The following is a 13,258-nucleotide window of genomic DNA, read 5'->3' as shown; positions in this document are numbered from 1 at the left end:
AGTGGTGCCGTGACCGAGGATACCACCCTGACCGCCAGCGGCAGCCTGACCGCGACCGATGCGGATGCGGGCGAAAGCGGCTTCCAGGCGCAGAGCGATACGGCGGGTTCCTATGGTTCCTTCTCCATCGATGCGGATGGCAACTGGTCTTATGACCTGGCAAATGATGCCACTGATGTTCAGGCGCTTGGCGCAGGCGACAGCCTGACCGAAAGCTTCACGGTCCTGACCGGCGACGGCACGGAAGAAACCGTGACCATCACCATCAACGGCACCGATGATGCGCCGGAAATTTCCGGTGATGACAGTGGTGCTGTGACCGAGGACACCACCCTGACCGCCAGCGGTTCGCTGACCGCGACCGATGCGGATGCGGGTGAAAGCGGCTTCCAGGCGCAGAGTGATACGGCGGGTTCCTATGGTTCCTTCTCGATCGATGCGGATGGCAACTGGTCCTATGACCTGGCTAATGACGCCACAGATGTTCAGGCATTGGGCGCAGGCGACAGCCTGACCGAAAGCTTCACGGTTCTGACCGGTGACGGCACGGAAGAAACCGTGACCATCACTATCAACGGCACCGACGATGCGCCCGAACTGTCGGGCAGCTTCACCGGCGCGGTGACGGAAGGCGATGAAGGCGATGTGGCCACCGCCACCGGCACCATTGCGATCAGCGATGCCGATGCCGGCGACAATCCGGTCTTTGAGGCCACCGAGGTGGATGGTGCTTATGGCTCGTTGTCTCTGGATACTGACGGCAATTGGACTTATACCCTGGATCAGGCCGCCGTTCAGAATCTGAATGAAGGCGATCAGGTCACGGATACGATCACCCTGACGGCTAGCGACGGCACCACACAGGATATCACGGTTGATATTACCGGTACCAATGATGCGGCTGTGATTGGCGGTGACAATTCGGGCACGGTCTCTGCCGGTGGCGATGATGTGCTGACCATGACCTATGGTGGGGGCTCGGCCGGATACTCCAATTCCATGGGCTATGCGATCCTGGATGAAAACGGCAATCCGACCAGTGGTGAAGTGGTCTGGTCGAATTTGCATGAAGTTGGGAATGGCAGTTCGGTTGAGATACCGCTGGAAGGTGTTGATGCGAGCAATATCGTCTATTTCCTGATCCCCAATGGTGGGACGAAAAACCCGGATCTGGAAAATGGCACGGAAGTTACCTTTGCCCAGGACGAGGACGGTAATTGGGTTGCTTATGCGGATGGCGAGGCGCTGAATGGCCAGGACAGCCCGGCCTATTTCTCCGGCTCGGCAGATCTGAACCCTGACGGTATCGTGCATGTTCAGGTGGATGAAGACGGTACCATTGGGTTTGAAGACCTTTATGGCGGTGGCGATAATGATTTCGACGATGCCAACGTCGACACTGATATTGAACAAGGTGAGGGTGGCTCGGTTGATGGCCAACTGACCGTCAGCGATGTGGATGATGGCGAGGCCTTCTTTGTTGCCCAGACCGATACTGCCGGCAGCTACGGCAGCTTCACGGTGGATGCGAACGGTGCCTGGACCTATCAGGTGGATTCGGCTAATGGCGATGTTGCAGGGCTTGGTGATGGTGAGAGCCTGACAGACAGCTTCACCGTTCTCAGTGCCGACGGCACGGAAGAGACCGTAACCATCACTATCAATGGCACCAACGAAGCGCCGGTGGTGAGCGGCCCCACCGAATTTTCCATGGCCGAGGATGGCGCGATCACCATCACGGAGGCCCAGCTTCTGGCCAATGCGTCGGACAATGACGCCTTGTCGGTTGAGAATCTGGCGGCTGATGGCGGTACGCTGACCAGCAATGGTGATGGCACATGGACCTTCGAACCGGCGGATGATTTCAGCGGCACCATCAACCTGACCTATGATGTCAGTGACGGCGAGGAAAGCGTTGCCGCCAGTGGTGTCATTGCGGTCAGTGGTGTGGCGGATACCCCGGACCTGACGGTCAGCCTGGGGGCGGGCCAGTCCGGTGGTGAGGCCGGTGATCCGGTCACCATCACCAAACATAATTTTGACGATACCGATCGCGGTTATTCCGTGACCGCCCAGGTCATCAATAGTGACGGCAGCCTGAGTGACAGCGAGTCGGATAACGTTAGCAGCTATGGCAATGGCTTTGGGGCCAATGGTGCAAACAGTGGTCCCTCCGGCCAGATCGGCTACAGCAACCAGCATGATGTTTCCGAGACCCTGACAGTCAGCTTTGAAGACACCATGTCCGAAGCTTCGGTCGATATCTCCTATCTTTATGAGAATGAAAATGGCTGGGGCGCGGATGAAACAGGGGAATATCTCCTCTATCGTGACGGGCAACTGGTGGGCAGCGGCTCCTTCGAGGGCGGCAGCGGCGCCAGCGCGACCGTTGATGTCAGTGCTGATGACGGATTGGGTTTTGACCAGTTGGTCATCAAAGCAGGAGACAGTTTCTCGGACGGATCCACCGGTTATCAGGCCAGCGATTTCGCGATCGAAAGTGTGACCGCGACACCAATGCAGGATGATGGCAGCACGGATTATCCGCTGAATATCACGGCAGCGCTCACTGACACCGATGGGTCGGAGAGCCTGACCATCACCGTTTCCGATCTGCCGGATGGCGTGACTCTCTCGAATGGCACGGAAAACCCGGATGGCAGTTGGACTCTGACCTCGGCGGAACTGGACGGGTTGAGCATTCATGTGCCGGCCGATGTCACCACGGATTTCGGCCTGACCGTTACCGCGACCTCGTCGGAAGATGGCACGTCGGCGTCGATTGATGCCAGCATCACTATTCCAGGCAATGAGGCCCCGAATACCGGTCCGGAAGCAGAGGATGTGGATCTGGGCAGCATGGTGGAAGATGGCAGTTTTGCTATTTCTGCAGAGATGCTTTTGGCCAACAGTACGGATGCTGATGGCGATGATCTAAGCGTGACTGGGGTATCGGTTGATCCACAATATGGATCGATCTCAGAAGATGGTGAAGGCGGCTGGATCTTTACCCCTGCGGAAGATCTGTCCAGCCTGGATGTCCCGATCAGCTTCACGGTTTCCGATGGTGAGGCGAGTGATAACGCAACGGCCGTCATTGATGTGACGCCGGATGCGGACGGGGTTTCCCTGACGGTGGATGCGGATGTGACGGCGACCCCGACCCAGTCGGCAGACGTCGATGTCAATGGAACTGAATATGACGATTTTATCCGCACCAGTTGGGAGGATGACACCGTAGCCGCCGGTGCCGGTGATGATGTGGTCTATACCTCCAGCGGCGATGATGTTGTTTATGGTGACGATGCGGTTGCCACCGGCGGACCGGTGTCGGCAGCGCTCAATATCCAGGCCGCCCTGGGTGATCAGGACGGTTCCGAAAGTGCCACCATCGTTATTTCCGGCCTGCCGGAAGGGGCCAGCCTCAATGCCGGTGAAGACCTGGGTAATGGCAGTTGGAGCCTGACTTCCGGTGATTTGGACGGCCTGACCGTCACGGCACCGGAAGGCACGGAAAGTTTCGAGCTGACTGTGAGTGCCAGCAGCACGGACACGCTCGGTAACCTGAGTGACACCTCCGCCGAGAGCGAGGCGACCATCACGGTCAATATCGATGCTTCCGACAGCGGTGAGAATGACGGCGATGGCGATGACTGGATCCGTATGAATAGCGGTGATGACATTGCCTATGGTGGTGGCGGCGATGATTACCTTCGCGGCGATTCCGGTTCTGATACGCTCTTTGGCGGGTCTGGGGACGATAACCTGCGTGGCGACTCGCAGGAAGATTACCTGGATGGCGGCACCGGAAATGACACCATTTATGCCGGTTCTGATGATGATATTGTTCTTGGCGGCGCCGGGGATGATATCATAGACGGGGATTCCGGCGACGATCTGCTGGTCGGCGGCACCGGTGAAGATATCATTGACGGCGACAGTGGCCATGATGTGATTTATGCCGGTGAGGAAAGCACGGACCAGAGCGGTGATGTGGAGAAAGACATCATCTATGGTGATCATGGCGAGGATGATATCTATATCGGCGGCGGCGGTGATACAGTCGATGCCGGCTCCGGTCATGACGATATCATCATGACAGTGGCGGATGCGGTTGATGGCACCGAAATTGACGGTGGCAGCGGCACCGACATGCTTCGGATTGATCTCTCCAGCTCGATCGATAATCTCGATGCGGTGATTGCCGAGCTGTATGATATCCAGTCAGGCCTCTCAAAACATAACAACGATTTCGAGATCGAAACGCTCGGCATTGATGCAGAGAATGTTGAAGAACTCGAGATCTATGTGGATGGTGAGTTGCATGAGTTTGCCCCCGTCGTCGAAGGCGACGATGCGGTGAACGCCGAGTCCGACGCCCTGGATGATGGGCTTGTCATCTTCAATAATTTCTCGCTTGCCGATATGGACAGTGAAGAACTGATGATGGCGGTCATTGAAATCAATGATGGCTATCGCGAAGGCGACGGGCTGAACGTGCCACAGGATGTGCTGGATGCGGCCGGTGTGGAAATAGAATCCGAAGGCAAGGTGGAGGGGACGAATACCTTCCGCCTGGTTCTGTCCGGTGATGCGTCCCTTGCTCAATATGCGGCGATCATCGGGGCGATTGTGCTGGTGAACGACGGCACATCCCTTGGTGACGGCACCCGGACCATCACGGCCCAGGTGACCGATACTGGCGGTAATCTCAGCAATGTGCATTCGGTCAATGTAGCGGTCGAACTGCCGACTTCGGACCAGTCCCTTGTTTCCACGGCCGATGATCAGGCCGATCTGGTTTATCTCTCTCAGGCGGATGGTGATGGGGTCACCGTCACCGACGTCCAGGATGAGGAACTGACCCGGGATACCGACATGTGGGCCGTGGAAAGTGGCGGCGAGAGCGGTGTTCTTGGTGAGGATGACCTGGGTGAGGATTTCAACTCGGTCGATGCCGGTGCCGGACAGGATTGGGCGATCATGGATGGCGACGCGGATGCAGAGCTGAATCTCGGTGGTGATGTCCTGGCCAATTTTGAACATGCCATTGGCGGTGACGGCGACGATGTTCTGACCGGCAATGAAGAGGCCAACATTCTGGCCGGCGGTGAGGGTGATGATACTCTGATCGCCTCCGGTGGCAACGACCTGATGTTTGGTGGTGACGGTGATGATACCTTCATCATGAAGGCGGAAGACCTCAATAGCGAAGAATGGGGTTCGTCCCAGGAATATGACCGTGAGGTGGCGGAGGCCCTGGCCGAAGCCGGTGCCTTTGATCCGGGTGAGACCAGCCTGTCCGATTTCCAGAAATCCGGTTTGGACGGGGGGGATGGCATCGATACCTTGCGGGTGATTTCCGAAGGCGGCGATCCGGTCAGTCTGGATCATGATTCCCTTTCGGCGGTCCATAATGTCGAGATTTTGGACCTTTCTGGTGTCGAAGGGGATGTGAATGCATCGCTGACATTGGAGGATGTGGTTTCCATGACCGATGACGGCAATTCACTGACCATTCTCCATGATGAAAATGCGGTCATTAATGTGAATGGCCAGGATATCAGCAGTCCGGACACCTATAACTTCAACTTTGACGGCAAGGATATTGAAATCAAGGTTGAGAGTGTTGAGCCGCCGACATCCTGATCTTGGAATAAGGCAATCAATGCAAAGATGAATCCCGGACCGGGACAGTGCCACTGTCCCGGTCCGTTGTTATCAGGGCCGGCGGCAGGCTGGACAATACCATGGAGATGAATTCCACCTGTCCGGGACAGTTGGTCTTTGCGAAAACCGATTTGATCTGATTGCGCACTGTATTGGGGCTGGTGCCCAGAATACCGGCGATTTCAGCTGGCCTGTGGCCTTGGATCAACAGGGTTGCGACTTTGGATTCCGCTTCGGTCAGTCCGAGCATATCGGCCAGTAATGCCGGGTCCATCCTGGAACCCAGGCTGCGCCGGTCCCCCAATGTCAGCAGGGCGAAAATCTGTCCGTCCTGACTTCTGGTTGCCATGGAAGTGATCAGCCCTGCCATGGGATCGCCACCGGGACTTGATGAGAGCAAAATGCCCTGGGTATGGGTTTGGCGGTCGTTGCGTGCCTCCTTGATCACCTGCCGGACCGTCTGCTTCAACAGGGTGGCTTCCTGTTCCTGGCGGGAAGTGAGGACTCCCCCTTGGATCTGCAGCAGTTCGGAATGATTCACAAGCCGTCTTGCCCCATCATTGAGATGCAATACACGGCAATCCTGATCCAGCATGATGAAGGAGGCGGAAAGAAGGTCGAGCATCCGGTCGCTGCGCCGCCGATTCGTAATGTCGCGGAAACTGATGATCGTGGACAGGTCCGCATTGATCCGGCAGGGGGTGGTGGTAAACGCCAGAAGGGACCGTTTGCTGTTTTTCAAACTGGCCCAAACTTCCTGCTGCCGGGAACCATTGTCGGACCGGTTGAGAATGGTTGCCAGGCTTTGATAGCCCGCATTGAACTCAGCAAGCTTCATCTCCTGTTCCAGCCAGTCCGCAGGAAGGCCGACCACCAGGTCTCTGGACAGTCCGGTCAGGCTGGCTGCTGTTCGGTTGAAATAGGCGATCTGCAACTGGTCATCGATCGCAATCACACCATCGGGCAGGCCGTCCAGAACTGATTGGAGGTTGGCGCGGAATTTTGCGATCTCGCGGCTCTGTCCCAGCAGGACCTCTGCCTGGTTCTGGTAGTTGAGCGCATGGTTTTTCAGTCGGTTGATCAGATAGGCCAGTGGAAACAGGCAGATGGCGGACAGGATGCCGGAAAATACCGCGATCTCGCCGATCAGGGAGGAGGCAGGGGACGGCGGGTCCCAGGAGAGGGAGGCGATTACTGTCCCGATTGGATCCGTAATCAGATAGCGGGCTTGTTCGGGGATCGTGGCCGATGTGGTCAAGTCCAGGCCGGGCAAACTGTATCGTTTGGATAATGCGGCCAGATAGGCCTCATCCAGTGGCCTGAGCAGAATAACGACTGCATCAGGTTTAGCATATTCCAGGTGAAGGGCATAGAGATAGAGTCTACCTTCCAAGGCGACGAAGCCAGCACTTCTGGAGCGTGGGGCAAGTGTGTCGCGCGCCAAAATGGAACGGATCTGCAACTGGAATTCGCTATTGATGTCAGGAGCACCGTCGGCGGATTGGATCAGGTTTCCATCTTCGCCCGCCAGAAAAACCTTCAACCGGTCATCGGCCATGCCGTCGGCAAAACTCTGGGCGGCCAACCAGTTCAACTCCCGGTCCAACACCACGTCCATCATGCGGAAGGTGTTTTCGGCGGCGCGTTGATTGATATGCTGTATGGCCTGCCAGGCGGAAACACCCAGCACCAGGGCGGCAAAAAGAAACATCAACCCAACCAGAGAGATCAAGTATCGTTTCATTCGCTGATTGCTGTCTGTCCGGGCTGTTATGCCTGGGGCTTGATCATGCATGGCCTCAAATCCATTTTCCCCTGATCAAGTCTGCACCATCGAAATTCTAGCCGTTTCAGGGGTAAAACGGAAGGAATGATTTGATATGTAATTATTTAGAAGAAAGAAGAATGCCTGGTTTGTTTTGATGGTTCCGCCTCTTCTTGTGATTCCGCCTCTTCCGGTGGTTTCGGCCCTTGCTGTAGTTTAGGCCGGGGAATATGAGAATCCGGTTTCGGTGGCTGATAGGGCGGAAAGATCAATGTGACCCTGGTGCCTTTCCCCTTCTCGCTTTCGATGGTCATTTTTCCCTGATGCATCTCCGCGAGGGAGCGCACGAGAGGCAGTCCCAAACCGCTGCCATCATATTTCCGGGAAAGACCGTGGGACACCTGGCGGAAGGGTTGCAATGCCTGGCGGATATCCTCCTCGGTCATTCCGACACCGGTATCGGATACGGAAATGTAGGTGACATTATCCTCATCCCGGTCATAGGCCAGCTCAACGGTGCCGCCTTCAGCGGTGAATTTAATGGCATTGGATAGCAGATTGACGATCATCCGTTTGAGGGCGGGGCCATCAGCCATCAGGGATTCGATTGGATTCTTGATCGTGAAATCAAGAGTGATCTTATTTTCGTTTGCCAGGCCGGCCAGCATCTTCATCGCGGATTCCACGGTGTTTTGCAGATCCACGGGATGAATGTCGAGTGCCATGCGGTTGGCTTCCAACCGGGACAGGTCCAAAATATTATTCACCAGGGTTAACAGGTCATTGCCACTATCATGAATGATCGTGGCATATTCCTGGTAATCAGGCGGGGTCAGTGGCCCCAGTGCCTGTTGTTTCAGCAATTCAGAGAATCCGATGATCGCATTCAGCGGGGTCCTTAATTCGTGGCTCATATGGGCGAGGAAATGGGTTTTTGATTTATTGGCCTCTTCGGCGGCAATTTTTTCTGCCAGGTATTTCTTGTTCAATGTGCGTAGAAGATCGGCCTGTTCTTCTATCTGCAGGCGGCTTTCCTCCAGGGCGCGGTGAGTTTCCTTCAGATCTGAAATATCTTCCCCCACTGACTGATACTCGATGATTTCGCCATGTTCGTCGCACAGGCATCGGTCGACCCACTGATACCACTGGCGCCGCCCATCCTGTTCGATATGGCAGAATTCCTCTATGGTAATCGGGTGCTGCCAATGAAGCTTGGCGAGCGAGCCGGTCAGGCGTTCAGAAAACTCACGGGGGAGTACATCTTCCAGCCGGGCATTGTGCAGTTCAGACAGCGGCCGACCGACAAAATCCGCGAAATTGCGATTGGCGTAGCTGATGGTGCCATGCCGGTCGAACCGGAAAATAATGGTTGGTTGGTCGCTCAGGATAGTTTGATAGCGATCGGGCTCCTCCTCATCGACTGGAGGCTTGTTGTCCGTAAGCGGCGCTCCCATGTCATGGATCTGAATAAGGCAATATTCACCTGGCTCCGATCGGCTGTCCTGTCCGCGATCTTCCGGATCGGTCTGCGGCGCACCACAGGGCGATAGGTGGATTTTCTGTCGCATACGGCCGTTGCGCGGATCACAGGATTGTTTGGTAAAGAGTGGCAGGCCCACCCCCTGCAAATTGTCCGGGAGGGTTACCTCTTTGCCTTTTTCGATGACCTGGTCGATGATCCCGCAAAGGCCTTGTGCCTCATGATCAGGAAAAAGGACGGAGAGTTTAGTGCCGATCGCTTCGGTTTCCGGGATATGGCCATGGGCTTCCATCCACGGGTTCCAGGACCGGATGACCATATTGCGATCAACAATGACAATGCCGAGATCAAGCAACCTGAAGAGGCTTGAATAGAAATCGATTTGCCGGTTCAGCGGTTTGCCCCCAAAGAATCATCCGTCAAAGGCGGACGATGTGAAAAACTGATCTTGCAACCAGGAATATTGTCACCCGTTGATGTTGATAATTGGTTAAATCCCCGGCGAATAGCCAACTTCTGGTAGGAAGAGGGGCGCTTGCTATTGTAGAATGGTTTTCTGCCTCCCATATCGGGGGCTTGGCCAAGGAATAGACCGAATGTTGGATACCGGATTCATCAACCGCCTTGAACAGGCCGGGCCCGTGGCGCGCAACTGGCGCACGGGGACATTGGGCGTGGACTTTTTCGCGCCGGGCGACATGGTTTATCTGACTGAACAGATGGTTGTCTGTTACTTGCTGCGCGACACCACCAAACGCCACCAAAATCGTAATCGATTGGAAGTGCGCGCGGGCGCGGGCTGGCTTTTGCCGCCCGATATGCGCATAGAATGCGGTTATGAAACCGCCGGTGGCAGGATCGGCATCACCCTGCCTGAAGAGACCTTGCGGGAAGTTTTGCCGGAAGGCGTTCAGTCCCCGGCGATCAGCCACCAGCAGCTGGATGATCCGGTGATCCAGCAGATGGTGATGAATATTTATGAGGCCTCTCTGACCGATGACGCCTATTCCGCGCTGTATCGCGATACCATGACATTGGCGTTGGCGGCGCATCTCTTCCGGGCTTATGGCCGCCTGGAAGATCCGGCGGCATCAAGCCGTGATCCCCGGATCAAGCGGGTGATGGATTATATCGAAGACCATCTGGCCGATCCTCTGAGCCTGGATGAATTGGCGGGCGTGGCTGCCATGAGCCGTTATCATTTTGCCAAGACGTTCAAAGACCATACCAACATGCCGCCGCACCGCTATGTGGCGGAACGGCGGATTGAACGCGCCAAGAGGCTTCTGGCGGGGTCAAACCTCCCGGCATCTGAAATTGCTTTTCAGGTAGGCTATGGCAGCCAGAGCAATTTTTCCGCCACTTTCCGGCGGCTGACCGGCGTGACCCCGATCGGATATCGTACGGCTTTGGCCTGACGGTGGCGGGGGGGGTGGCATAGGGGCCGCGATCACAATTTCGCGCGCGGCAGGCCAGAACCCCAAGAATTTGATAAACTTCCCCAAGATCCGGCCTAACGGGGGATGGCTCCCTGCCTTATCTTCAAGCTGTATCGTTTTATTAGGATCGGAACGACCCGTAAGACCAACCGGTTTTTATTAACCGCGTGATTTGGTTGAAAACGGGCAACTTAACCAGAATCAGGTTGGGATCAGGACAATGATCAAATTCAAATTAAATAACGAAGAACGGACGGTGGATGCCGACCCGGATACTCCGCTGCTTTGGGTGATCCGGGACGAGATCGGCCTGACGGGGACAAAATTTGGCTGTGGCCAGGGCCTGTGCGGTGCCTGCACAGTGCATCTTGACGGCGAGGCCGTGCGCTCCTGCCAGACCTTTGTCGGTGATGTGGAAGGCCTCTCCGTGACCACCATCGAAGGTATTGGAAGCAAGGCGGCCAAGGCTGTCCAAACCGCCTGGCAGTCGCTGGAAGTGCCGCAATGCGGTTATTGCCAATCGGGCCAGATCATGCAGGCGACAGCCCTTTTGACCGAGAATGCCAAGCCGAGCGACGCGGAGATTGACGAAGCGATGAATGGCAATGTCTGCCGTTGTGCCACCTATGTGCGGATCCGCAAGGCGATCCATCATGCATCCGAACTGATGGAGGCCTGATCATGAACCAGATTAAAACCATTGAAACCAGCCGACGCGGCTTTTTGAAAGGCGCGGGCACGGCGGCTACCGGGCTTGTGGTCGGTTTCCAGCTCACGGGGCGTGGTGCCAAAGCGGCCCATCATGAAAAAGCCTTTGAAGCCAATGCGTTTGTTAGGATTGCCAAAGACAATTCGGTTACCGTGATCGCCAAACATATTGAGTTTGGCCAGGGCAGCCATAGCGGCCTGGCAACGATCCTGGCAGATGAATTGGATGCGGATTGGGCACAGGTGCGGGTCGAAGCAGCCCCCGCCGATGCCACCAAATATAACAATCTCTTTTGGGGGCCTAGCCAAGGGACCGGCGGATCGACCGCCATCGCCAATTCCTGGATGCAACTGCGCGAAGCCGGGGCTAAAGCCCGTGCTATGCTGGTCCAGGCAGCCGCCGCCGAATGGAACGTGGCAGCCAGCCAGATCCAGGTCTCAAAGGGGATGGTTTCCCATGGCGGGAAAAGCCTGAGCTTCGGGGAACTGGCGGAAAAGGCGGCCATGCAGCCGGTGCCGGAAACGGTCACCTTGAAAACGGCGGATCAATTCACCCTGATTGGCGGCACAGGCAAACGGAAGGATATCCCGGGTAAGACCGATGGCACGGCTATCTTCACCATGGATGTCAAACGACCGGGCATGCTCTACGCGGTGTTGAAGCGTTCGCCGAAATTTGGTGGCGTGGCAAAAAGCTTTGATGATGCGGCCACAAAAGAAATCAAAGGCGTTGTCGGCGTGGTGGCCACTCCGCGCGGCGTGGCGGTGCTGGCCAAAAACACCTGGGCGGCGATCCAGGGGGCGGACGCGCTGGCAGTGGAATGGGATAATAGCCAGGCCGAACAGCGCAGCTCTGCCGAAATCATGGCCCATTACCATGAACTGGCGGATCAGCCCGGCGCGACTGCAGTGAAGAATGGTGATGCCGATGGGGCCATCGCCGGGGCCGTCAAAACCCTGGAAGCCAGTTTTGATTTCCCCTATCTCGCCCACGCACCGATGGAGCCGCTGGACGCGGTGATTGAAGTGACCGACCAGGGGGCGGAGATCTGGACCGGCAGTCAGATTCAGACCGGCGATCAGGCCTGGGCCGCGGGAATCCTCGGGCTTAAGCCTGAACAGGTAAAGGTCAACACCCTGCTGGCAGGTGGCAGTTTCGGTCGTCGCGCAACCCCGGATTCCGACATGGTGTCCGAGGCGGCGATGATCGCCAAGGCCATTGAGGGCCGCGCACCGGTAAAACTGATTTGGACCCGCGAGGATGATGTGCGGGGTGGGCGTTATCGTCCGGCCTATCATCACCGGCTGAAAGCGGCGCTGGATGAACAGGGCAACCTGATTGGCTGGCAACATAAGATTGTTGGCCAGTCCATTGCCAAAGGCACGGCATTTGAACCCTTCCTGGTGAAGGATGGCGTTGATGCCACCTCGGTGGAAGGCGCGCATAACCTGCCCTATGCCATCCCGAACATGGATGTCAGCCTGGTGACCAGTGACATTGGTGTGCCGGTGCTCTGGTGGCGCTCGGTTGGTTCCACCCATACCGCTTATTCCACGGAAACCTTCCTGGATGAGTTGGCCGAAGCGGCGGGCCGGGATCCGGTGGAATGGCGCTTGGAATTGATGAAGGATCATCCGCGTCATCTGGCGGCGCTGAAACTGGTGGCGGAGAAAGCGGAATGGGGTAAAGAACCCGCCCCGGGGCGGTATCGCGGTGTTGCGGTCCATGAAAGCTTCAATTCCGTGGTGGCCCAGGTCGCGGAAGTCAGCCTCCGGGCCGATGCCACCATCAAGGTGGAAAAGATCTGGTGTGCGGTCGATTGTGGCACGGTGATCAATCCGGATGTGGTTGCCGCCCAGATGGAAGGGGGCATCGGTTATGGGCTTGGGGCGATCCTGCGCAACCAGATCACTTTGGATGGCGGTGTTGTGGATCAATCCAACTTCCATGATTACGAGCCGCTGCGCTTAACCGACATGCCGGATGTCGAGGTCTTTATCGTGCCAAGCGATGCGGCCCCGACCGGTGTTGGTGAGCCCGGGGTACCGCCGGTGGGGCCGGCAGTTGCCAATGCGGTGTATCAGGCGACAGGAAAACGCATCCGCAAACTGCCCTTCACCGAAGGGCTGCCCAATTCAGTCTGATGCCCTAATCCGCCCGGTTTCGGTCGGGGGATGGGGGAAGCGGCCGGTTGC

The 13,258-nt window shown here is 56.7% G+C and carries 6 protein-coding genes; 4 read left to right on the top strand and 2 right to left on the bottom strand.

From position 1 onward, the window contains the following. Window positions 1-9 precede the first annotated feature (9 nt). On the top strand, window positions 10-5,649 hold the full coding sequence (locus DFP90_RS05960) for a VCBS domain-containing protein (RefSeq protein ID WP_115935454.1): 5,640 nt from the start codon (window positions 10-12) through the stop codon (window positions 5,647-5,649). A 16-nt stretch (window positions 5,650-5,665) separates the two neighbouring features. On the opposite strand, the gene DFP90_RS05955 is transcribed toward DFP90_RS05960, so the two are convergent. Beyond that, the gene (locus DFP90_RS05955) at window positions 5,666-7,414 is read right to left on the bottom strand and encodes a PAS domain-containing protein (protein WP_181905211.1); all 1,749 of its coding nucleotides are present in this window, start codon (window positions 7,412-7,414) and stop codon (window positions 5,666-5,668) included. A 146-nt stretch (window positions 7,415-7,560) separates the two neighbouring features. Beyond that, the gene (locus DFP90_RS05950; protein WP_115935452.1) at window positions 7,561-9,270 is read right to left on the bottom strand and encodes a PAS domain-containing sensor histidine kinase; all 1,710 of its coding nucleotides are present in this window, start codon (window positions 9,268-9,270) and stop codon (window positions 7,561-7,563) included. Between the two features lie 241 nt (window positions 9,271-9,511). On the opposite strand from DFP90_RS05950, the gene DFP90_RS05945 reads away from it, so the two are divergent. The 3 genes from DFP90_RS05945 (at window position 9,512) to DFP90_RS05935 (ending at window position 13,207) form a co-directional block, all read left to right on the top strand. Further along, a complete protein-coding gene (locus DFP90_RS05945) occupies window positions 9,512-10,333 on the top strand; it encodes an AraC family transcriptional regulator (protein ID WP_181905210.1) in 822 nt (273 codons plus the stop codon). 241 nt (window positions 10,334-10,574) lie between these two features. Further along, window positions 10,575-11,033, top strand: coding sequence for a (2Fe-2S)-binding protein (locus DFP90_RS05940; protein WP_115935450.1), 459 nt, complete (start codon window positions 10,575-10,577; stop codon window positions 11,031-11,033). 2 nt (window positions 11,034-11,035) lie between these two features. Continuing rightward, entirely contained in the window at window positions 11,036-13,207 is a 2,172-nt protein-coding gene (locus tag DFP90_RS05935; protein WP_115935449.1) for a xanthine dehydrogenase family protein molybdopterin-binding subunit, read from the top strand. Window positions 13,208-13,258 lie beyond the last annotated feature (51 nt).

The organism is Aestuariispira insulae (assembly GCF_003385955.1).
Taxonomy (GTDB): domain Bacteria; phylum Pseudomonadota; class Alphaproteobacteria; order UBA8366; family Aestuariispiraceae; genus Aestuariispira; species Aestuariispira insulae.
The sequence above is the reverse complement of the archived record's forward strand: the minus strand, read 5'-3'. Positions and strand labels throughout refer to the sequence as shown.